The organism is Methanosaeta sp. UBA458, from assembly GCF_002496085.1.
GTDB lineage: Archaea > Halobacteriota > Methanosarcinia > Methanotrichales > Methanotrichaceae > Methanothrix > Methanothrix soehngenii.
Genome location: NZ_DAIK01000146.1, coordinates 1 through 21,069, shown reverse-complemented (window position 1 = coordinate 21,069; position 21,069 = coordinate 1). Strand labels below are relative to the sequence as shown.

Below are 21,069 nucleotides of genomic sequence, written 5' to 3'. Positions count from 1 at the left end.
AAATTGCGATTTCATCGCCCCCTGGCAACTCGCATTGGATATTCCCGGCAAAGGTTTAACTTGTTCGCAATCTACGCATAAGATGGAAATTGCCCTGTTAAAAAAAAGGATCTATTATGATTGAGATAGACGGCTCCTTTGGAGAAGGGGGCGGCCAGATCGTCAGGACGGCTGTGGCACTTTGTGCGGTCACTGGGAAATCGGTCCACATAAGCAAGATAAGGCAAGGCCGTCCAAAGCCCGGACTGGCAGCTCAGCATGCCCATGCTATTGCTGCTCTGGCCAGCATATGCCAGGCCAAGACCTCAGGCATCAGCCCAGGATCATCAGAGATCAGCTTCTCTCCAGGCGAGATTCAAGGTGGCAGCTATGAGATCTCCATAGGGACTGCCGGAAGCGGGATTCTTCTCCTTCAATGTCTCCTCCCTGCACTGCTTCGGGCCAATACACCCACAACCTTATCGGTTCAGGGTGGAACTGATGTGCAGTGGTCGCCAACTGTCGATTACTTCCAGAACGTCTTCCTGCCCGCTCTGCAGCGTTTCGGGGCCAAAGCGAGCCTGAAGCTGGAGAAGAGAGGATACTACCCCCATGGCCAGGGAAATGTGGTCTGCAGTATCGAGCCCTCGGAACTCCAGGCCGCTCATCTGGAGAGCACAGGCGTCAGGAACGCTTCCGGCGATCGATCTGAAATGGAAATCTCCGGAATATCCCATTGCTCAAACCTGCCCGAGAATGTGGCCAAAAGACAGGCGGATGCAGCGGCCGGAGCTCTTCTGGAGGCAGGCTTTGAGGCCAACATAGCCCTGGAGGTCCTCAGGCTGCCGTCAACGGGTAGCGGCATTACCCTTTGGTCGGATTCTCCCAGAGTCCATATTGGTGCCAGCAGCCTGGGCAAGAGAGGTCTTCCTGCAGAAAGGGTAGGAAAGAGCGCCGCAGAGGAGCTGGCTTTGGAGCTTGCATCTGGCGCATCTGTGGATGTTCATCTGGCCGATCAGCTGATTCCCTATCTAGCCCTGGCAGGAGGTAGCTATAGCACCCGGGAGATATCCCTGCACACCAGTACTAATATATGGACTGCAGAGCATTTTCTGGAGAGGAAGATATCGATCTCGCAAAAAGATATATCAGGAAAGGAAGTTATGGTGCTCGAGGCTTGAGCCTGATGGCGGGCTATAGATTAAGCCAGGGTAGTAATAATAAAAAAGGGCTCCTCGCTATTTGTCATGGGTGAACGTAAATCGGAAAAACTTTATGTCTCCGTGCCTTCTGTGGTGAACCGCGATGCACTGACCCAACCACAGAGGCACAGAGGAACAGAGGCCATATTCTCTGCCTGAACTCACCCACATAATTCAGCGAAGAGCCAAAAAAAGAGAAACTCAGCTCGAGCTATATCTTCTCAAATAGCCCTCAATATATTCTCTGATCTCCTCGCCTCTGTAGATCCCAGCATGCCCCTCGCAGAGAAAATCGGCCTCAAGGTCAAGGAGTTTTCTCATCGATCTCCTCCACTCCACCATATCAGAACCCCAGGAGGGAGAGAACGGGCCGTGTATATCCTGGCCGAAGAGAACCCTGCCTTCAGGGGTATCGATATAAACCGAGATGCTTCCAGGAGTGTGGCCGGGGGTGTGAAGGACCTTAAATTCCATCTCTCCCAGACGGATCTGATTATGCTCGCCAGAGAGGATGGTATCAAGCATGACCGGCCGGTAGTCAACCCCGTACATGCTGGCGGCCGTCAGCTCATTATTCTTGCCCTCTATGCCAGCCCGGTCCAGTTCATGGGCAATGATCTTGCTGCCGTACTTATCCCGCCAGAGGTGAAGTCCTCCGATATGATCGATGTGGCAGTGGGTGGCAATAATATGCCAGACCTGTGCTGGCTCGGAGCCCAGAGATCTGATGTTCTTTTCTATCTTATCATTTCCATATCCTACACCAGCGTCTATTAAAACCAGACAGCTCTTTGCATCGACAAGATAGACATATGCATCCTCGGAACGGGAGAGATTCGGTCCCCCCACAGCATAGATCCCATCGCAAATGGTTATTGTTTTACTCATTGCACATCCCCTTGATTGTATCCGAATTTCTATTGGGACGGGTTAATTCTTCTTCATGGACTCTTCTTCCTTCTCCATCCTCAATGATCTCAGCTTTCTGATGCTGAAGTAATACTCAACGAGCAGGGCAATCGCTGCCAGGGCGAGGATGGATATGATTATCGCCAAGGCTTCACGGGCATTATCTCGATAGTAGTTCACCTCAATATAGGATACCTTAGTGGTATTATACCAGGTGAGAGCACTCTTTTTTTCTGCGCTCGCGATCATGTCAGGTGGGGGCCAGGCTATTCCCAGCAGGCGGTCTCCAGTGGCATATCCTTCTGGCAGGATTACTCTTACCGGTCCTTTATCTCGGATTGATATCACAAACTGCTGGCCCTGTGAAGTCAAGTTGTAGACCAGCCTTCCCTCGACATGCCTTTCAAAGTCCAGGCTGTAGATGTAGTTTCCCTGCCAGAAACTCTGGCTGCTATTTATCTTAACCATTCTTCCGGCTTCATCATAAAGGGTGATATTATCCACCTTCTCTGGCAGGGTGAGATTAAGCCGGCTGGCATTGACCGGTACTGTAACCTCGGTCACCAACTCGCCCAGACGATATACTGTGCCGTTGAACTCCCCATCTGCGCCGCCGTTCATAGATGCTGTGGCATTATAAATTGTGAATCCATTATGCTCTGCAGGGGCGATGCTGTTCGCAGTGCTGTTTATGGATTCAGAGAGATCAAAGTCGGCAGTGCCCTCGTGTATCCCGTCTGTCTGCCCTTTGATCTCAGCAGAGGAGGTAGGGGCAGAGAGAATGGCCGCCATCAGGGCGATCAGAAGCAGTATGCTCTTTTCAGTGGTAGTCTCAGTCATCTTTCATACTCTGAATAGCGCTACCGCTTTATCAAATGCTCGCTTGTTTTTTGCCCTAGGAAAAAAGATGATCTTATGATAATAGATGCAAAATTTTCACACATAATATACGAATCCGATATCTTCTTATAACCTAAGGACAATTGGCCCAAGGGTGTTTCTATGCACATTCCTGATGGCTATTTAGGGCCTTATACTTACGGTGCATTATGGATAATAATGATCCCTATATGGATCTACGCCGGAAGGCGGTTGGGCAACGAACTCAGATCAAGGCAGGTTCCCCTGCTTGCTCTCTCCGCGGCATTCTCCTTCGTGATCATGATGTTCAATGTTCCAATACCTGGTGGCAGCACTGGCCACGCAGTGGGAGCAGCGATAATAGGAATAGTTCTGGGACCCTGGGCAGCGGTAATATCAGTGACGGTGGCCCTGGTATTGCAGGCCCTGATATTTGGAGATGGGGGGATCACAGCCATTGCTGCCAACTGTTTCAACATGGCCGTAGTGATGCCCTTTTCCGCTTATTATATCTACAGGATAGTGAGCGGAAGCACTAATATCGCATCTTCACGCAGGGTCATTGCCGCAGCAATAGCAGGATATGTATCGCTCACCCTGGCGGCAGCTCTGACCGGCTTCATGTTCGGAATCCAACCCCTCCTCCATCAAACGGCAGAAGGAATTCCCGTCTTTATGCCTTATTCCCTGAATATCACCATGCCTGCAATGATACTGGAGCACGCGCTCGGATTTTCCATTCTCGAGGCGTTGGTAACTGCTTTGATCTTCGCCTATATTCAAAAGACCGATGCCACCCTGCTTTATGGTGAGTTATCCGCTAGAGAGAGGATAAAAATGGGAAGGGCAGGAACGTTGTGAGGAAAGAGCATGGACAAGACTACAAGGAACCTGATAGTAGGCCTGGCTGCGCTCATCATCCTTGCGCCACTTGGCCTGCTGGCAGTGGGAGAGACCTTTGGAGAATGGGGAAATGAGGAGCTAGAGGAGAAGATAGGCTATGTTCCAGAAGGCTTAGAGGAGCTTTCATCCCTTTGGAGCGCGCCAATGCCAGACTATGCCCTGCCCGGGATGGGAGACTCAATGACCGCAGCGTCTGCGGCGTACATTCTCTCCGCGGTGATAGGAGTTATCATTGGAGGCGGCCTGCTATACATTCTGGGAAAGAGGATCGCAAAGGATTAGTACTATCCCTCCAGGGAGACGTCGGCCAGGATATCCGCTAGCTTTGGACATAACCGCTCATCGGCTAGTGCCTGTGAGGACAAAGCATTCCAACCAGTAGGCTGTAACAAAAGGAGCATATGATTCCGGATTGGATGAGAGAGGTAGATGCTGGCCCACTTCAGTTTCCAGAGACAGCCCAGGGCAAAAAGGGTTTTGTGGGAAAGACGATAGACGGGATATTAGGCTTCATGGAGGAGGCATTCGTCTCTGAGGCCAGCTCCCGCCTGCCCGGCGTTCTGCAAAGCCTGGACCCAAGGGCGAAGCTGATCTCCATTCTGGCCATCGTATTCGCAACCAGCCTGATTGGAGATCTGAATGTCCTGATATTCATCTATCTCCTCACCCTGCTCTTCGCATATCTGAGCAAAATAGATGTCCTCTTTTTCATCAAGAGGGTATGGCTTTTCATTCCCGTTTTCGCTGGGATCATTGCCCTGCCCATGATCTTCAACATATTCATTCCGGGAGACCCTCTCATTCACCTGGCAATCCTCGGACCGGGAGCTCACCTGGGGCCGTTCTCCCTTCCAGAATCGATCTACATAACCCGCCAGGGAACTGTAGCCGCTGTGATCTTCACCATGAGGGTGGCAGCATGCGTATCGGCAGTAGTATTGCTTTTCATCACCACCTCCAAGCAGGTCCTCTTCAAATCCCTGAGATCTGTGGGCGTTCCAAAGCTGTATGTCCTCACCCTGGAGATGGCCTATCGCTATATCTTCCTCCTGATGGAGCTGGTGCGAGAGATGTACATCGCCAAGAAGGCGAGAACCATCCGGGCAGGAGGGCTGTTCGACGAGCAGAAGTGGGTGGGAGGGAGGATGGGCTATACCCTGATCAGATCCCTGGACATGAGCGAGAAAGTCCATATGGCCATGACCTCCCGAGGCTTTAACGGCGAGGTGCATATTATGCAGGAATTCAAATTCAGGAATCGTGACTATCTCGCCGGGGCAACAGCTATATCTCTGGGCATTGTGCTCCTTCTGATCTCTCAGAATATCCCTCGGATATAGGAGCATGGAAGAGAAGATGGACACCATATTTGACCTCAGGAATGTATCTTACTCCTACCTGGGAAAGATCGAGGCCCTAAAGGATATCACAATCAAGATCAATAGGGGAGAGCAGGTCACAATCATCGGCTCAAACGGCAGCGGCAAGTCAACGCTGCTCGCCGTCTTGAACGGCCTGGTCTATCCGACGGCCGGCGACTTTTTTGCCTTCGGCCATCCGGTAACCGAGGAGGTCTTCGACTCCATAAAGGAGAATAAATTCAGGACCTACTTCCGGACAAAGGTGGGCTTTGTCTTTCAGAACTCCGACATCCAGCTTTTCTCCTCCACGGTCTTCGAGGAGATTGCCTTTGGCCCATTGCAGCTGAATATACCTTTGGAGGAGGTGAAAGCCAGGGTTGAGGATATAATAGAGATGATGCAGATAGCAAAGCTGCGAGACAGAGCGCCTCACACCCTGAGCGGTGGGGAGAAGAAGAAGGTCTGCATTGCCACCGTCCTGGTGAACAATCCCGATGTGCTGCTATTGGACGAGCCATCCGCGGGCCTTGACCCCAGAACCCAGCTCTGGCTGATAGAACTTCTCAGAGAGCTATCTCATGCCGGGAAGACCATCATCACTGCTACACACGACCTAGAGATCATGGATATGATCAGCAAGAGGTCAATTGTAATGGGTGAGGACCACAGGATCAAGCTGGATGACACTCCAAATAGAGTTCTCTCCAATTATGAGCTCCTTATGGAATCCAATCTGGTGCATGAGCACATGCATATCCACGGCAAGCTCGTACATGAGCACCTGCATGACCATGATGCGGGGCATACTCATGTTCATCTGAAGAGCTAAGATGAACTTTTATAAAAATTATTTCAATCCCAAAGCCTAGCGATCATGATTTAAATAATAAGAGATGAGGGATATAATCATGTGCGAGGTTTTGGAGCGAAAAGACCAGAAGCATAAACTTGACTACGACCGGGAGGAGCCCGAGGACATCACCAAGTCGCTCATGATCCTCTCAGAGAGATCTCTGCATGAGTTCTTAGCGAGCGAACCTGATATCTATACAGTTGATGATTTGAAAGTCCGATATAGATACTCGTTCCTTTTCCAAATTCCGACCTGACTCCAGGAAAGCTGCGGCCTGCTTTGGTTATCTACGAAGATAATATCGAGAATGAGACCACGATTGCCTGCATATCTTCGAAGACTCCAATAATGCCGTCTCCTTGCGATGTCCTGGAAACAGAGGAACACCCTCTTTTGATGAGTCCGGTCTAAGCTAAACTCGGTAATAAAGCTGAATAAAGTAGCCACCATAAAAGACTTTTTAATTTCAGGCCTGCTCGGATCTGCAAACGAAGCACTGTAGGCCGAAGTAGATAAGGCCATTGACGCCTGCACGAAATTCAGGCGATCAACATAGATCAATAGCGAAACAAAAAAAAGAGGAATAAGCAGGCAGGAGAAAAATTGCTGCCAGCCCGGAGCATATGGCCAAGCCTAAAGCCGCGACCTTGCCGATCTATCCTGCGGAGGAGCGGTATTCCCGAAAAGGCGAACTTGAATCGTTTCTTGCTATGAGATAAAAAAGAAATTACTGAGGCAGCAGTACTGTTGCTGCCTGCAGTGCCCAGTTGATGAACTGATCGGGGAATACACCGATATAGACGACTCCTAGCATGGTCAGAACCAGTGCCGCCATATATCCCTTCGACTCAGCGATCTTCGGCCCGGCGGGCTCCTTCAGATACATGTAGCTGATGATCCTCAGGTAGTACACCAGGGAGAGAGCGCTGTTCAGGATGGCTAAAACCGCTAGCCATACCAGGCCGGAGTAGATGGCCGAGCTGAAGAGCACGAACTTGCCGATATATCCTGCCGTGGGCGGAATTCCCGCCAGGGCGAACATGAAGATCAGCATACAAAACGCCGTTACAGGCGCCCTGCTTGCGAGACCTGCATAGTTGGATATATCATCCGGATCCTCTGCATCGCTTCTGGAGACCATCGAGGCCACCTGAGCTGAGCCGATGAAGGCTCCGGTCTTCATCAGGGCATGACCGAGTATCAGGAGCAAGGCTCCAGCAATGCCCAGCTGATCCGCGGGGAACATTCCCAGGTTCAGCACATTGACCGGGGCATCACCGTAGGCTGCACCTACCACCACAAATGCGATGGCAATATAGCCCGCCTGGGCGATTGAGGAGTATGCCAGTATGCGCCTGACATTATTTTGCCAGCAAGCGGCCAGGTTTCCGAGGGTCATGGTTACTGCTGCCAGTATGGCGAAAGCAAGATACCACTCCACCCTCATGGCCACCAGGGCGATCAGGAGAACCCTGAAGGCCGCGGCAAATCCCATCTTCTTGGAACCTGCGGCAAGCAGCGCCGAGACCAGGGCCGGTGCTCCCTCGTAGGTATCGGGAGCCCACATATGGAATGGCACCAGAGCCATCTTGAAGGCAAACCCGGCGATGACGAATAGCAGGGCGACCAATGTCGCTGCACCGAATGATTCTACAGATGCTGCTGCGACGTCTGCCAGCCTAGTCGATCCGGTCATGCCGTAGAGCAATGAGAAGCCGAAGAGCATGAACGCCGAGGAGACAGAGCCATAGATGAAGTACTTCATGGCCGCCTCCAGGTTCTTCTTCGTCTTGTCAAACGCCGCCATGGCATAGGTGGACAGACTGGCCAGCTCGAAGCCCACGAACAGAGTCACCAGATCTACCGAGCTGGAGACTATCATCATGCCCACAGTGGCCAAGAGGAGCAGAGCGAAGAACTCGTCTGAGCCCTTTCCCGTGTACTTGGATAGCGATGCTATCACTACCAGCAAGGACACAATCAGGAAGACCGCCTTGAAGAACTGGGACAGGGCATCTACCGATATGGTATCAAAGAAGAACAGGGTGGGGGCAATAAAGAGATTGCTTGCCACCAGCCCCAGGGCTGCGACCAGCCCGGCCAGGCTCAGATAGCCTGGAAGTTTTCCACTGTTCTTCATCATGGCCCCCAGCAGCAGTATAAGCACTGCCAGTGCCGTCAATAACGCCTCTCCCCAGAGGGGTGCGTAGTGAGAAAAGTCCACTTCAGATCACCCCCATCTCAGATAAGGTTACAACCGGCTGCAATAGCTGGTTTGCTGCTGTGCCCATCATGTCAGTCATAAGACCGGGCTGCAGGCCGAAGAGCAGAGTGAGCAGAATGATCATGCTCATACTGAACAGCTCATAGGCATGCGGATCATGTACATCCATATACTTCCTCAAAATCGGTCCGAACATGGCCTTCTGCATGGCCCAGAGATGATAGGCCGCAGTGATCACTATGCTCAGGAAGACCACTATCATGACGTATACGGGAAGGGTGGCATAAGCACCGGTCAGTGTCATGAACTCAGCCACAAATCCGCTCATGCCCGGCAGGCCTAAGGAGGCCATAAACCCGGCCATCATGATAACGGCGAACTTGGGCATCCGATCAGCCAGTCCTCCCAGGTCTGCAATGATCCTGGTGCCGACAACGTGCTGAATGGTGCCGGCGGACATGAAGAGGACGCAGGTAATGATTCCGTGGGAGAACTGCTGGAACATGGCACCCTGAATGGATAATGGCACCAGGGCCACTGCTCCCAAAGTTACGAACCCCATGTGGCTAACTGACGAGTAGGCCACAAGCTTCTTGATGTCCTTTTGTGCCAGCGCCAGGAATGCTCCGTAGACGATGGAGAGCACCGCTATGATGGCGATTATGGTCACGAAGATCTTGTCAACGCTGGGCAGCATTGGCACTATGATCCTGAACAGACCGTACCCGCCCATCTTCAGCAGCAGCGCAGCAAGCACCACTGAGCCGGCGGTCGGAGCCTCGACGTGGGCATCCGGCAGCCAGGTATGGAAGGGGAATGCGGGCATCTTGACCAGGAACCCGAGCAGCAGTCCTGCGAAGATGATGTTCAGCAGGGCCGGCGGGAATATCTCCGGGTTTTGGGTGGCCTTCAGCAATGTCAGCATATCAAAGGTTCTCGATCCGTCCGGCAGCTGGTAGGTGAAATACAGAGCGAATATCGCCAGGAGCATCACCAGGCTGGCCACGTGGGTGTAGATGAAGAACTTGATTGCTGCATAGTCCTTTCTCGGTCCGCCCCATGATCCAATGAGGAAGAACATGGGGATGAGAACGATCTCCCAGAAGATGTAGAACAGGAAGAAGTCCAGTGCAGTGAACACTCCGAGCACTCCCACCTCATTTAAGAGAAGCAGGGCGAAGTATTGATTGGGCTTCTTTGTCTCTCCCCAGGAGTATATTATCACCAGTACAGTGACTATGGTGGAGAGGAGGACCAGGGGGAATCCTATGCCATCGACGCCCAAGGTATACTTGACTCCGATGGATGGAACCCAGTTGTAGCTCTCCACGAACTGCATCATAGTTGAGCTCTTATCGAACTCCATGTACATCTGCAGGGATAACACCAGAGGTGCAAGCGAGGCGATCAGAGCCACGAACTTGGCCTTTGTGCCCACAAAGAAGGATACTATCGCTCCCAGCAAGGGAAGGAGTATCATCAACGAGAGCGCGTTTGAGATCATATCAGGCCCACCTCCATTGCCAGACTGATAGCAGCAATTGCAATCACCAGCACCACTATCCCTAGCATTAAAGCAGTGACGTAGTTTTGCACCACGCCCGTCTGAACCTTTCTCACGTGACCTGCAAAGCCCATGACCCAGGCGCTGAGCCAGTTGAGCCAGCCATCAACGATCTTGATGTCTATCGTATTGCTGATCAGAGCCGTGCCGTAGACTATTCCCTCACATATCCAGCCGGTCATGATCTCATGCTGGTAGTAGCCTTTCAGCAGCATCTTTCTGATTGGATCCTTATCCCCGGTCACCTGGCTGGGGTCGAACTTCTTGACCCGATCCCAGTAGAACAGGGCTGCTATCAGAATGCCGCCCAAAGCCACAATATAGGGCAGTAGCTGAATGTGCAATGGTATCGCATGGCTTCCCTCTCCTTCAGCAGCCGCGCCATGGCCTTCCTCAGCAGAGGCATGCTCGCCCTCTTCGGCAGCAGCACCATGCTCTTCAATAAGCGCATGGCCTCCGATGATGCCCAGCTCAACGAAATCCATGTCATAATGCTCGAAGTTGGAGTCCAGATAGTTGTAGAAGTCATGCTGAGCGGCAAAGCCGAATGCGAAGGCGAATATGGCCAGAATCACCAGCGGCCCCAGCATAACCCAGGGAGACTCGTGCTTTCCGTAGTTAGATCTCTCTTTGCCCGTGAAGACGGAGAACCACATTCTGAAGGTGTAGATGGCTGTCAGGACCGCCGCCAGTATGAGGAAGATGTAGGGCAGGAAGTTGATCGCTATGCCGTACTCATAAGCGATCATGATGATCTCATCCTTGGAGAAGAATCCCGTGAATAAGGGGAATCCTGCCAGGGATAATGAGCCTATGAGCATGGTGTACATGGTCCACTTCATGTACTTCCCAACCCCGCCCATCTCACGCATATCATTGGTATTGACGGCGTGGATGACTGAGCCGGCACAGAGGAAGAGCAGGGCCTTGAAGAATGAGTGGCCAATGAGGTGGAACATGGAAACGCCCACCGCAAATGCTCCCACTGCTGCTCCCACACCAAGACCGGCCATCATGAAACCGAGCTGAGAGACAGTGGAGAAAGCCAGCACTCTTTTGATATCAAACGCCGTCAGGCCCATGGTGGCTGCGAACAGGGCTGTGAATGCTCCCACTGCCGCTACCGCGGTCAGGCCGTGAGGTGCGGCATAGAACAGGGGAAACATCCTGGCTACCAGGAATACACCGGCGGTAACCATCGTGGCCGCATGGATCATGGCGGAGACGGTGGTTGGACCCTCCATGGCATCAGGAAGCCAGACATGCAGGGGGAACTGACCTGACTTGCCCACTGCACCACCCAAAAGGCCCAGAGCAATGAGAGTCAGCTGATCTGGCGGTATCTCGGCGATATGAGCATAGATCACCGGGAACTGCAAAAGGTACTCTCCTGGATTGAGGGTGATGTTCAGGTTGACCAGGTTGTTGTAAAGCACAATTATGGCCGCCAGGAACATGACATCGCCCACACGGGTAGTGAGGAATGCTTTCTTGGCAGCGGCTGCTGCAGATGGCTTCCGGTACCAGAATCCAATCAGGAGATAGGAACACAGTCCCACCAGCTCCCAGAATATGAAGAGCTGAAGCAGGTTATCTGCGTAGACCAGTCCCAGCATAGCAGCGGAGAACAGTGCCGCCTCGGCGAAGTATCTCGCTGCGCCCGGGTCGCCATTCATGTATCCATTGCCGTAGATATGGATCAAAGTGACCACGAGGGACACCATGAGCAGCATAATCAGTGACAGTGGATCTATCAGTATTCCCACATTGAAATCGCCAAACCAGTGCATCGACTGATGGACGATATCACCGGGATAGATCTCCTGGAATATTCCAAAGGATATAATGAAGGCGCCTAACGTCGCCAGGACGGTGATAAATCCACCGCCTCTGGGCAGGTGCCAGCCAAAGAAGAGGCACAGCACAAATGCCAGTACAGGCAGCCCAACAATCAGATAAGCTAAATCGGAATACAAAGACTACCACCTCATGGTGTTTATGTTATCCAGGTCAATGGTTCCGTATAGCCTGTATAGTGCGATCAATATAGCAAATCCAACACCCGCTTCAGCTGCCGCCAGCGCTATGGAGAACAGGGCGAATACCTGCCCGTTCATATTAGGCTGGTAGGCTGAGAAGGCAACAAGATTGATGTTGGCGCTATTGAGCAGCAGCTCGATGCACATCATCAGCTTGACTCCGTTCTTCTGTGTGATGAGGCCGTACAAGCCGATGGTGAACATGATGGATGCCAGCAATATGTAAAGCTCCAACGGTATCATCGGTAAACTTCCCTCCTTGTCATTCTTTGTCGCCCTCCCTAGGCGTTCTCCTTTCTTGCCACCCAGATCGCTCCGACCAGGGCTGCGGTCAGGACCAGGGCCAGAACCTCAAAGGAGAAGACATAGGTGGTGAAGATCTCAAACCCTATGTCTCCTACACCGCTCTCAGGAAGCCTCATCCCCTCCGAAGGGGCGTAGCCGAGCGGGTGCTCTGTGACCGGTCCCCAATCGGTTACCGAAAGTGAAGCCACCAGGGCAGCAAGGAAGGCCAGAGTCAGTATAATGAGCTTAAATTTCGCCATGAGACTCCTCCATAATCGTCCTCCTGGTGAGCATCACAGCGAAGAGTATCAAAACTCCCACTGCACCAATGTAAACCAGGATCTGAGCCACACCCACGAAGGGGGCATTCATGAATATGTAGAGCGCAGCCACTCCAGCAAAGGTTCCCAGCAGGTAAAGAGCGCTATGCACAATATTCTTGACCAGGACCGTCAGCGCCGATAAAAGGACAATAATTGTCGCTATGGCCAGAAATGCCAAAAGCTCTATGGCAAAGCGAATATCGTAGTCCAGCAGCCTGTCCAATATCGTCTTGGACCAGGGGGACAGGAATATTATCACCGCCAGTCCGCCGAAGATGACTCCGAGGGCAAGCAAAAGCACCAGCAGCTCGAATATGCTTCTAATCACATTTTTTTCAGGTTCTTTTTCCGACATCAGGAAGCACCTCCTTCTGCGGGTTTGGCCACCGCCTTCTTCTTTTCTGCATTTGCTCCCTCTTTGGCTGGCTTCTTGTCGCCTGCGGCTGCAGCATCTTTTGCCGCAGCCTTCTTGGCAGCGGCCTTCTCAGCAGCAATCCTCTTTGCCTCGGCCTCCAGGTCTGCTACCTCTTTGGCTGAGAACCTCTTGGTGGCCAGGAAATCAGGACCTTTCACGATGTCCTTTCTTTCCCAGCCAGCCATGATGACCTTCTTTCCCATCTTGAGGCATTCGACCGGGCATTCATCCACGCACAGGCCGCAGAACATACATCTTCCGTAATCGATTTGCGGAAACTGCATCTTCTTGTTCTTGAGGGGATTTCCGAACTTGAAGTGCACCATCTCAATGCAGCTGTTGGGACAGACTCTAGCACATGAGCCGCAGCCGATGCATATGGTGGCATCCAGCTCATGAATCCCTCTCTCTGCATCAGGCAGCTCCATCATGAACTCGGGATAGAGCCTGGTGACTTCTATCTCCCGCGAGGCGGTCTTCAAAGGCCAGGTGAAGTTCTTTATCATCTTTCTCTTCAACATCTTACAGCCACCTCATGCAAAGTATGAGCCCACTATTACTGCCCACCCCAGATTCAATATGGATAAAGGCAGCATCCACTTCCATCCCAGGTCAGTCACCTGATCTATTCTCAGACGGAAGAGAGCAGCCCTGATCAATATTATGAACCAAATAACGATTATAACCTTCATGAGCAGCCAGATCATAGGCGATACCATGTCCAGAAGGGGTATGGGTATAATCGGTCCATGCCATCCGCCCAGGAACAGGAGCGAGACCAGAATGGATCCCAAGAGGAAGTTATTGTACTCCTGGAAGTATAGGAGACCCCACCTGATACCGCTGTATTCGGTGCTGTAGCCGCAGATGATCTCCTCTTCTGCCTCGCTCTGGTCGAATGGGACTCTTCCCAGGTCAGTCACCAGGGCGATCATGAAGATGACAAATCCCAGCGGCTGGGCAAATGCATACCAAACGGTCTGGCTTTCTACGATCTCCACCAGGTTGAGGCTATGGGCCATGACCGCTACGGATATGACGCAAACGCCCATTGGAACCTCATAGGCGATCATCCTGGCAATGCCTCGGAAGGCTCCGAGGATTGAGTACTTATTGTTCGAGCTGTACCCGGCCATGAAGACGGCAATGGACATGATGCTGAGAGCTGCTTCCACATAAAAAGCGCTGATATCCATATTGGCGACTACCAGGGGATAGTTTTTGCCACCGATATGCAGTGCTCCAAATGGTATGGCTGCAGCCACCAGCATGGTGCCGGCAGAGGCGATAATAGGAGCCCAGACATAGACCCCCTTATCGACTCCTGCAGGTATGACATCCTCTTTGGTGAATAGCTTGATGGCATCAGCGCCCAGCTGAAGTATACCCCATCTGCCACCCACCCGGTTGGGGCCGAACCGGTTGCAGAAATCGCTCATTACCTTTCTGTCTGCCCAGATCACCAGCATTGCGCCTACATTGACCACGGCAGAAAGCACCGCTGCGCCGATTATGCCTATGATCAGGGCGAATATTGCCGGCTCCTGGGCAGCAAATTGGGTGATGGTATCTATTATTCCGTCCAAATCCTCTCCCTCCTACCTGTCAGATTCAGATGGGCAGCCGTCCATGCTTCCGGCAATTGCCACCGCATCCGCAATGTATACTCCCTCAAGAAGCGGAGTCAAAGTCTGGAATGTAGCATAGAAAGGCCCTCTTACCTTCACCCGGTATGGCTTGTCGCCTCCGTCGCTGATGACGTACATTCCCATCTCTCCGCGCGGGTCCTCGACCCGATAGTAGGCCTCGCCTGCGGGAATCTTCTTGGGAATCTTGGCCTCGGTCTTTATCGGTCCGGAGGGAATTTTATCCAGACATTGCTCTATGATATGAATGCTCTCCAGCATCTCCCTTAGAGTGCAATCGATTCTGTCCGCCGAATCGCCACGGGTTCCGGTGACCACCTTGAAGTCAAGCTCCGGATAGACCAGGATGGGATCCTCAATTCTCATGTCATAAGGAACGCCCGCTGCCCTCAGCACCCTTCCAGCGCAGCCAATGCGCTTAGCGGTCTCGGGCGATATGGAGCCGATATTCTCCATCCTGGCATGGTAGATGGGATCCTGGGCGAAGAGCTCAATGAACTCCTCGATCCTGGACTTCATGTAGGGAAAGACCTTTCGGCATTGCTCGTCGAAGCCCTCTGGAAGGTCGTTTCTTACCCCTCCAAAGCGGACGAATGAATGAGTCAGCCTGGCTCCGGTGACGCTCTCAATCAGAGAGATGATCTTCTCTCTATCCATGATCATGTACTGCCAGGGGGCAAAGCCCACCCCAGCGATCAGGGTCAGGAACTCGCCAGTGCCTATCAGGTGGCTCTGGATTCTGGAAAGCTCCTCCAAGATGACCCGGATGTATTGAGCCCTCAGGGGTACTTCCAGGCCCAAAAGCCTCTCCACTGCTCCGCAGTAGCACTCGTTGTTGCTCAGGGCCGCGACGTAGCACATCCTGTCGGTATAGGTTATCCCCTGGAGCCAACTTCTGTTCTCCATGATCTTCTCGATGCCCTTGTGGATATAGCCCAGATCGAGGAAGGCCTTCTTGACCCTCTCTCCTTCAACCAGTATATCGAGCAGGAAAGGACCGGGAACCATGGCATGCTGCGGCCCAAGATGCATGATCATCTCCGAATCGGATTTGATATGGGCCTCCTCTCTCTCCCGGAATGTGGGATATTTGGGCCTCTCGGTCACCACTGTCCCCGCCTCGATCTCGGCAGGAGTGGGCGGGAAGCGGTATTCGGTATAGCCCTCGGGGGTGGTGATCTGCACCGCCCTCTCTCCAGTGGTCAGGTCGGGATAGCCCTTGAAATCCTTTCTCCAGGGCCAGACCCCAACCAATGGATCGGACAGGAGAAGTGGATACAGCTCTGGGTGCCCTTCGAAGTTGATGCCAAACATCTCCCAAGTCTCTCTCTCATACCAGTTGGCATTCCAGTACATATCGACAAGGGAAGGGACAGATGGATTGTCGCGTGGCGTTTTAACCTTCAGCATGGCCACTACATTATGAATTCCATAGCTGGCCATGATCTCGACGACCTCCATCTCATTTCTGGCGATCCAGTCGACCCCTGCTGAACCTGCGTAGTGGTCGAAACCGAGCTTATCGGTCATGTATTTGCATACATCCCGGATCTTCTTGGAGTCAACTGTGACCCATAACCTGTCATCCGACTCCACTTTGCCGTCTGATACCGCTGCAGGGAAGGCGGACTGGATCGAGCTTAAGACCTCGCTTGCATTTGTCAAGAAAAGATCCCTCCTTAATAGTCTCGCAAGTCCTTACGCTGCTTGATCTTTTCCTGGAGATTCATGAGCCCCTCAAGGAACTGCTCAGGGCGTGGCGGACATCCGGGGATGTAGACATCAATGGGGAAATAGTCGCCTGTGTTCTGGATGATGTTGTAGGAATCATAGAACGGCCCGCCGGATATAGCGCATTCACCAATGGCTATGCACCACTTGGGCTCAGGCATGTTCTCCCACAGGTTCTTGAAGACCGGCAGGTACTTCCGGGTCAAGTAACCGGAGATGATCATCACATCCGTCTGTCGGGGGGTGTTTCTCGGAATGCATCCAAACCGGTCGCTGTCATAGGGTGCAGCTCCGAAGACGAACATCTCCACACCACAGCAGCCCATGGGCTGCATTAAAAAGTATACGGAATTCTTTCTGCCCCAGTTGAAGATATTCTTGATGGGCCCCATCTGGATGATCTCATGGATCTTCTCAGTGGTGGTGAACCAGACCTCAGTGACGGGCTGGCCGAATATAGTCCACTTCTCAATCTCCTCATCGATACATACAGGCACGGGTATGACATCGCTTATACCCAACGCAAAGCCTCCTTCTTGATTGCATAAATCAGTCCAACCAGCAATACAATGATGAATAGGAGCATCTCGAAGACGGCAATATTCATTGATCCGAAGACCATGAACTTTTGCATGGCTTCGTTCGCGTAGACATAGATCCAGGGGTATAAGAACAAAACCTCAACATCGAATATCACAAAAACGATTGCGAAAAGGTAATATTGAACGCTATACTGGATCTTGGCGTCGCGGATTGGTTTCAGCCCTCCTTCGTATATCGATAGCTTTTGGCGGCTAGGTTTATTCGGCGCTATGATTTTTATAGCTGCCAGAGCCGCAATGGGCACTATAGCTCCCATTATCAAAAATATAATAAGTGGTATATAATAAACCACTGCCATCGGTTCGCCGGCCATTGTTTATCCTCCGTAAAAGCTAAACATAAGGCCTGGTATAAAAGGTTTATGAGAAAAAATTTCGCGTTGCATAAGTTCAATCACAATTTTCCAGGACTATTTGGCGGGCATTATCATCATTAAGGTGAATAAAATGGATGCAGTACATCAGCTAAAGATCGAGCCGGGGATGAGCATAGATGCTTTGGTCAGGGGATGGAGCCAATGTGGCTTTGGAGCCAGAAGGCTGGCCCAGGCAGCGGACATATACGAAAGAATGCTTTCTGGAGATTTTACAAAATTTCTAACCCTATCGGGTGCTATGGTCCCGGCAGGGATGAGGCATGTGGTCTCAGATCTGATTCGGGGCGGCCATGTGGATGTGCTGGTGACAACCGGAGCGAACCTGGTGCATGATATAATAGAGTCCTATAGCTGCCACACCCTGGGATGTGCCGAATCGAATGACTCCTCCCTCCGAACTATAGGGGTGAGCCGGATCTATGATGTATTCATCAGGGATGAGGACTTCGTGGCCTTCGAGGAGCTGATGCAAAGCATCTTTCCGGAAAGCGCTGAATCTATATCCGGCAGGCAATTGTTGAACATCCTGGGCAGCAGGATAAGTGACGAGCGATCAATATTGCGCTCAGCATACGACATGGAGGTGCCCGTATTCTGTCCCGCTCTTCCCGACTCCATGATCGGCCTGCAGGCCTGGATGTTCAGCCAGACGAAAAAGCTCTCTGTGGACGCATTTGCCGATATCAGGGAGATCGTCGACATCTGCTACAACAGTGAGAGGGCGGGAGTTGTGATCGTTGGAGGAGGGGTTCCCAAGAACTTCACCCTGCAGTCCATGCTGGTCACACCAAATAGCTTTGATCTCGCGATTCAGCTCACCACGGATACCCCAGAGAACGGAGGCTTGTCCGGGGCAACGCTATCCGAGGCCATCTCCTGGGGCAAGATATCGGAGAGCGCAAGCTATGTGACGGTTTACGGGGACGCGACAATTACCCTGCCATTGATGGTGGGGGCGGCGCTGGAGAGGCTGAAAAAATAGCGATATGGAGGGAAGGCGGCCATTGATGATCGAACAGATCGATTTTGAGGACCTGCCCATATCGGAGCTGAAGGCAGCACAGACGGTCAAAGGCAGGGGGATGAGGATCCAATACATCAGCTGCGTCGGCTCTCATATGTGGAAGATGGAGAATGAAACGAGCGATATCGACCTGGTTATGATCTATACCGTCCCCACAAGGAGAATCCTGCGAGGGGAGAAGTTCCCGGCCACAATCCGCCAGGAGATGGTCGCGAGAAGGGGAGGGATTTATGATACCCTGGGCTGGGAGATCGGCCACCTCATCGACCTGCTCATCAAAGGAAACATCAATGCCATCTGGTATGCGACCAGCCCCCTGGTGATTATGCCTTCTGCCCTTCAGGAGGAGCTATCAGCTATTGTGCAGGCAAACCTCTGCCGGGAAAGCTATCATTCCATAAAAGGGATGGCAGAAAGCCAGATTGAATCCGAGACCGGGCAGCTTAAATTGTCCGGCGCTGGATTGGTCAAGAGGCCGGGCAAAGGATATCGCACTGCTCTGAGGAGCATCAACTTCGGAATCGAGCTGCTGAGAGAGGCCAGGATTAGCTATGAGCCCGTAATGCACGATCCTACTCCTGAAGAGTTAAAAGAGGGGATGAATCAACTGGATGAGGCATACAGGCAAAGCATGCTGCCCGATCTGCCCGACGAGGATCAATTCCGCGATTTTCTCTTGCGGCAGCGCTTGAAGGAGATGGATGAGGATGCCGGAAAGGATTGAAGAGATGAGGGAGTTCCTCTATCGGTATGAAGCGAGCTTAGTTGAGGAAATGATATGGAGATCGTTGTAGGAATCAGCGGGGCTTCAGGAGTGCAGTATGGAATCCGGCTCCTGGAAGCTCTTAAGGCGAAGGGCTGCACCACCCACCTGATAATCACCGATTCAGCCCGAAAGATCATCGAGATAGAGACCAGCTCGCCGGCCCGAGGGGTGGAGGAGCTGGCGACCCATGTTTATGCCCCCAAAGATTTCTCCGCGCCGGTAGCCAGCGGATCGCATCTCTTCGACGCCCTGGTGGTCATCCCCTGCAGTATGGGAACCCTCTCAGGGATTGCCTGCGGATCCTCGGATACCCTGATCACCCGCTGCGCCGACGTATGCCTGAAAGAGAAGAGGAGGCTGATTTTGGTCCCCAGGGAGACGCCTCTGAGCCTGATTCAGCTGCGCAATATGGTAGCTGCCAGCGAGGCAGGTGCAGTGATCTTGCCCGCCTGCCCCGCCTTCTACTCCCAGCCCAAAAGCCTTGCAGAGCTGGTGGATGTGCTGGTGGGAAGGGTGCTTGATCTCCTGGGCCTGGAGAATGACCTTTATAAAAGATGGGAAGGAGAATGAAGGAAATGCTTATAACCGTGCGAATCAGTGCGAGTAAAAGGTGAAATTAGATGAAGTGCGCCCTCTGTCTTGTTGAGAAGGAGACGGTTCCTGTCAAGCTCAACTTGGCCACCATTCACGGCCCCAAGGATGAGATCTTCTATATCTGCAAAGAATGCCTGGACCTGGCCCATCAGGCCTATCTGGATAAGGACTTCCTGATTGTAAAAGGAGGGACAAACGCAGCGCCCCATGGCGCACATGCAGATGCGCATGGAGCGCATCACTAAACAACTTTTTCTCGATTTTTGAAATGCTAATTTTCCCATGGATTACTGCATACTATCAACATCATCAAATACAATATCATCTTGAAAAGGCTAGATAGCTGTAAATTGCAATATATCTCATTGATCTCCTATGAAAACTAATTTATATGGATTAAAATAACAAACAAATCTTAATCTCGCGAAAAAGAAAGGATTGATGATGACTGAGGAAGAAATCGATAATAAGATTTTGATTCTCAACGAAAAGGTCATTGACTTTCGTAATGATGGTAATTATATTCAGGCAATAGCTTTTGCCGAGGAACTAAGGGACTTAATTTGGCAAAAAGTGGGCTATGATCATCCCGACTACGCCGCTAGCCTGAACAACCTTGCAGAGCTGTATCGATCGATGGGCAGATACAACGATGCTGAGCCGCTTTTCCGCCAGGCAGCAGAAATTTGCCGCAAATCGCTAGGTGAAGCCCATCCCGACTACGCCACTAGCCTGAACAACCTTGCATTGGTATACTATTCCATGGGCAGATACGACGATGCGGAGCCGCTTTTCTGCCAGGTAACAGAAATTTGGGGCAAATCGCTAGGCGAAGATCATCCCAACTGCGCCACCGGCTTGAACAACCTCGCAGAGCTGTATCGATCTATAGGCAGATATAGCGAAGCTGAGCGGCTTTTCCGCCAGGCGACAGAAATTCGGCGCAAATCACTGGGAGAAGATCATCCCAACTACGCTGCTAGCCTGAACAACCTCGCTATCCTGTATCGATCGATGGGCAGATACAACGAAGCTGAGCCGCTTTTTCGCAAGGCAATAGAAATCTGGCGCAGATCGCTAGGCGAAGATCATCCCAATTACGCCACCAGCCTGAACAACCTTGCATTGGTGTACGATTCGATGGGCAGATATAGCGAAGCTGAGCCGCTTTTCCGCCAGGCAACAGAAATTCGGCGCAAATCGCTAGGCGAAGATCATCCTGACTACTCCCAGAGCTTGAACAATCTTGCTGGCCTGTATTATTCGATGGGCAGATACAGCGATGCTGAGCCGCTCTACCGAAAGGCAATAGAAAATTGGGGCAAATCGCTAGGTGAAGACCATCCCGCCTATGCCCAGAGCCTGAACAATCTCGCAGAGCTGTATCGATCGATGGGCAGATACAGCGATG

The 21,069-nt window shown here is 52.0% G+C and carries 24 protein-coding genes; 11 read left to right on the top strand and 13 right to left on the bottom strand.

Features of this window, described 5'->3' with window-relative positions; translation table 11 throughout:
• Positions 1–116: 116 nt before the first annotated feature.
• The gene (gene rtcA, locus BP822_RS11045) at positions 117–1,160 is read left to right on the top strand and encodes an RNA 3'-terminal phosphate cyclase (protein WP_286878292.1); all 1,044 of its coding nucleotides are present in this window, start codon (positions 117–119) and stop codon (positions 1,158–1,160) included.
• Between the two features lie 222 nt (positions 1,161–1,382).
• Here the strand turns inward: rtcA and BP822_RS11040 are convergent, their stop codons facing one another.
• Both BP822_RS11040 and BP822_RS11035 read right to left on the bottom strand, forming a co-directional pair.
• Entirely contained in the window at positions 1,383–2,069 is a 687-nt protein-coding gene (locus BP822_RS11040; protein WP_273278575.1) for an MBL fold metallo-hydrolase, read from the bottom strand.
• Positions 2,070–2,111: 42 nt separating this feature from the next.
• Positions 2,112–2,930, bottom strand: coding sequence for a DUF5803 family protein (locus BP822_RS11035; RefSeq protein ID WP_013720413.1), 819 nt, complete (start codon positions 2,928–2,930; stop codon positions 2,112–2,114).
• A 162-nt stretch (positions 2,931–3,092) separates the two neighbouring features.
• Between BP822_RS11035 and cbiM the strand changes: the two genes are divergently transcribed.
• From cbiM to BP822_RS11010, 5 genes are all read left to right on the top strand, one after another.
• The gene (cbiM, locus tag BP822_RS11030; protein ID WP_048132513.1) at positions 3,093–3,812 is read left to right on the top strand and encodes a cobalt transporter CbiM; all 720 of its coding nucleotides are present in this window, start codon (positions 3,093–3,095) and stop codon (positions 3,810–3,812) included.
• 9 nt (positions 3,813–3,821) lie between these two features.
• Positions 3,822–4,136: a PDGLE domain-containing protein gene (locus tag BP822_RS11025; protein ID WP_048132509.1), complete on the top strand. Its 315-nt coding sequence runs from the start codon at positions 3,822–3,824 to the stop codon at positions 4,134–4,136.
• A 119-nt stretch (positions 4,137–4,255) separates the two neighbouring features.
• Entirely contained in the window at positions 4,256–5,194 is a 939-nt protein-coding gene (cbiQ, locus tag BP822_RS11020) for a cobalt ECF transporter T component CbiQ (protein WP_287848747.1), read from the top strand.
• 16 nt (positions 5,195–5,210) lie between these two features.
• Positions 5,211–6,044 (top strand): ATP-binding cassette domain-containing protein, encoded by an 834-nt coding sequence (locus tag BP822_RS11015; protein ID WP_048133337.1) that lies wholly within the window; start codon positions 5,211–5,213, stop codon positions 6,042–6,044.
• 79 nt (positions 6,045–6,123) lie between these two features.
• Positions 6,124–6,324, top strand: coding sequence for a hypothetical protein (locus tag BP822_RS11010; RefSeq protein ID WP_286878291.1), 201 nt, complete (start codon positions 6,124–6,126; stop codon positions 6,322–6,324).
• Between the two features lie 471 nt (positions 6,325–6,795).
• On the opposite strand, the gene BP822_RS11005 is transcribed toward BP822_RS11010, so the two are convergent.
• From BP822_RS11005 to BP822_RS10955, 11 genes are read right to left on the bottom strand one after another with little or no spacing between them, the layout of a single operon-like run.
• A complete protein-coding gene (locus BP822_RS11005) occupies positions 6,796–8,292 on the bottom strand; it encodes an NADH-quinone oxidoreductase subunit N (protein WP_286878290.1) in 1,497 nt (498 codons plus the stop codon).
• 1 nt (position 8,293) lies between these two features.
• The gene (locus tag BP822_RS11000) at positions 8,294–9,796 is read right to left on the bottom strand and encodes a complex I subunit 4 family protein (protein WP_013720408.1); all 1,503 of its coding nucleotides are present in this window, start codon (positions 9,794–9,796) and stop codon (positions 8,294–8,296) included.
• A complete protein-coding gene (nuoL, locus tag BP822_RS10995) occupies positions 9,793–11,832 on the bottom strand; it encodes an NADH-quinone oxidoreductase subunit L (RefSeq protein ID WP_013720407.1) in 2,040 nt (679 codons plus the stop codon). Before nuoL ends, BP822_RS11000 begins: the two co-directional genes overlap by 4 nt.
• 3 nt (positions 11,833–11,835) lie before the next feature.
• Positions 11,836–12,138, bottom strand: a complete 303-nt coding sequence (gene fpoK / locus BP822_RS10990) for a F420H2 dehydrogenase subunit FpoK (RefSeq protein ID WP_013720406.1) — start codon at positions 12,136–12,138, stop codon at positions 11,836–11,838.
• Between the two features lie 38 nt (positions 12,139–12,176).
• Complete coding sequence (locus BP822_RS10985) at positions 12,177–12,440, bottom strand: NADH-quinone oxidoreductase subunit J (protein ID WP_048132505.1); 264 nt, start codon at positions 12,438–12,440, stop codon at positions 12,177–12,179.
• On the bottom strand, positions 12,427–12,858 hold the full coding sequence (locus BP822_RS10980; RefSeq protein WP_157863829.1) for an NADH-quinone oxidoreductase subunit J: 432 nt from the start codon (positions 12,856–12,858) through the stop codon (positions 12,427–12,429). The genes BP822_RS10985 and BP822_RS10980 overlap by 14 nt, the downstream gene beginning before the upstream one ends.
• The gene (locus tag BP822_RS10975; protein WP_013720405.1) at positions 12,858–13,439 is read right to left on the bottom strand and encodes a 4Fe-4S binding protein; all 582 of its coding nucleotides are present in this window, start codon (positions 13,437–13,439) and stop codon (positions 12,858–12,860) included. The genes BP822_RS10980 and BP822_RS10975 overlap by 1 nt, the downstream gene beginning before the upstream one ends.
• Positions 13,440–13,451: 12 nt before the next feature.
• Complete coding sequence (gene fpoH / locus BP822_RS10970) at positions 13,452–14,504, bottom strand: F420H2 dehydrogenase subunit FpoH (RefSeq protein WP_013720404.1); 1,053 nt, start codon at positions 14,502–14,504, stop codon at positions 13,452–13,454.
• 12 nt (positions 14,505–14,516) lie between these two features.
• Complete coding sequence (fpoD, locus tag BP822_RS10965; RefSeq protein WP_013720403.1) at positions 14,517–16,229, bottom strand: F420H2 dehydrogenase subunit FpoD; 1,713 nt, start codon at positions 16,227–16,229, stop codon at positions 14,517–14,519.
• 14 nt (positions 16,230–16,243) lie between these two features.
• A complete protein-coding gene (locus BP822_RS10960; protein WP_013720402.1) occupies positions 16,244–16,816 on the bottom strand; it encodes an NADH-quinone oxidoreductase subunit B in 573 nt (190 codons plus the stop codon).
• Positions 16,807–17,211, bottom strand: a complete 405-nt coding sequence (locus tag BP822_RS10955) for an NADH-quinone oxidoreductase subunit A (RefSeq protein ID WP_013720401.1) — start codon at positions 17,209–17,211, stop codon at positions 16,807–16,809. The genes BP822_RS10960 and BP822_RS10955 overlap by 10 nt, the downstream gene beginning before the upstream one ends.
• Before the next feature lie 133 nt (positions 17,212–17,344).
• On the opposite strand from BP822_RS10955, the gene BP822_RS10950 reads away from it, so the two are divergent.
• The 5 genes from BP822_RS10950 to BP822_RS10930 form a co-directional block, all read left to right on the top strand.
• Positions 17,345–18,256 carry a deoxyhypusine synthase gene (locus BP822_RS10950; RefSeq protein ID WP_013720400.1) on the top strand — a complete coding sequence of 304 codons (912 nt, stop codon included), beginning with the start codon at positions 17,345–17,347 and terminating at the stop codon, positions 18,254–18,256.
• 25 nt (positions 18,257–18,281) lie between these two features.
• Entirely contained in the window at positions 18,282–19,022 is a 741-nt protein-coding gene (locus tag BP822_RS10945; RefSeq protein ID WP_273271286.1) for a DNA polymerase beta superfamily protein, read from the top strand.
• Between the two features lie 54 nt (positions 19,023–19,076).
• Entirely contained in the window at positions 19,077–19,634 is a 558-nt protein-coding gene (locus BP822_RS10940; RefSeq protein ID WP_273271287.1) for a UbiX family flavin prenyltransferase, read from the top strand.
• A 50-nt stretch (positions 19,635–19,684) separates the two neighbouring features.
• The gene (locus tag BP822_RS10935; RefSeq protein ID WP_048132501.1) at positions 19,685–19,903 is read left to right on the top strand and encodes a hypothetical protein; all 219 of its coding nucleotides are present in this window, start codon (positions 19,685–19,687) and stop codon (positions 19,901–19,903) included.
• Between the two features lie 199 nt (positions 19,904–20,102).
• Positions 20,103–21,069: tetratricopeptide repeat protein (locus BP822_RS10930; protein ID WP_286878289.1), on the top strand; the 967-nt coding region annotated here is incomplete at its 3' end.

Coding starts and splice junctions, on each gene's coding strand:
- rtcA (WP_286878292.1), top strand. CDS start 117: ATGATTGAGATAGACGGCTCCTTTGGAGAAGGGGGCGGCCAGATCGTC.
- BP822_RS11040 (WP_273278575.1), bottom strand. CDS start 2,069: ATGAGTAAAACAATAACCATTTGCGATGGGATCTATGCTGTGGGGGGA.
- BP822_RS11035 (WP_013720413.1), bottom strand. CDS start 2,930: ATGACTGAGACTACCACTGAAAAGAGCATACTGCTTCTGATCGCCCTG.
- cbiM (WP_048132513.1), top strand. CDS start 3,093: ATGCACATTCCTGATGGCTATTTAGGGCCTTATACTTACGGTGCATTA.
- BP822_RS11025 (WP_048132509.1), top strand. CDS start 3,822: ATGGACAAGACTACAAGGAACCTGATAGTAGGCCTGGCTGCGCTCATC.
- cbiQ (WP_287848747.1), top strand. CDS start 4,256: ATGATTCCGGATTGGATGAGAGAGGTAGATGCTGGCCCACTTCAGTTT.
- BP822_RS11015 (WP_048133337.1), top strand. CDS start 5,211: ATGGACACCATATTTGACCTCAGGAATGTATCTTACTCCTACCTGGGA.
- BP822_RS11010 (WP_286878291.1), top strand. CDS start 6,124: ATGTGCGAGGTTTTGGAGCGAAAAGACCAGAAGCATAAACTTGACTAC.
- BP822_RS11000 (WP_013720408.1), bottom strand. CDS start 9,796: ATGATCTCAAACGCGCTCTCGTTGATGATACTCCTTCCCTTGCTGGGA.
- fpoK (WP_013720406.1), bottom strand. CDS start 12,138: ATGATACCGTTGGAGCTTTACATATTGCTGGCATCCATCATGTTCACC.
- BP822_RS10985 (WP_048132505.1), bottom strand. CDS start 12,440: ATGGCGAAATTTAAGCTCATTATACTGACTCTGGCCTTCCTTGCTGCC.
- BP822_RS10980 (WP_157863829.1), bottom strand. CDS start 12,858: ATGTCGGAAAAAGAACCTGAAAAAAATGTGATTAGAAGCATATTCGAG.
- BP822_RS10975 (WP_013720405.1), bottom strand. CDS start 13,439: ATGTTGAAGAGAAAGATGATAAAGAACTTCACCTGGCCTTTGAAGACC.
- BP822_RS10955 (WP_013720401.1), bottom strand. CDS start 17,211: ATGGCCGGCGAACCGATGGCAGTGGTTTATTATATACCACTTATTATA.
- BP822_RS10950 (WP_013720400.1), top strand. CDS start 17,345: ATGGATGCAGTACATCAGCTAAAGATCGAGCCGGGGATGAGCATAGAT.
- BP822_RS10945 (WP_273271286.1), top strand. CDS start 18,282: ATGATCGAACAGATCGATTTTGAGGACCTGCCCATATCGGAGCTGAAG.
- BP822_RS10940 (WP_273271287.1), top strand. CDS start 19,077: ATGGAGATCGTTGTAGGAATCAGCGGGGCTTCAGGAGTGCAGTATGGA.
- BP822_RS10935 (WP_048132501.1), top strand. CDS start 19,685: ATGAAGTGCGCCCTCTGTCTTGTTGAGAAGGAGACGGTTCCTGTCAAG.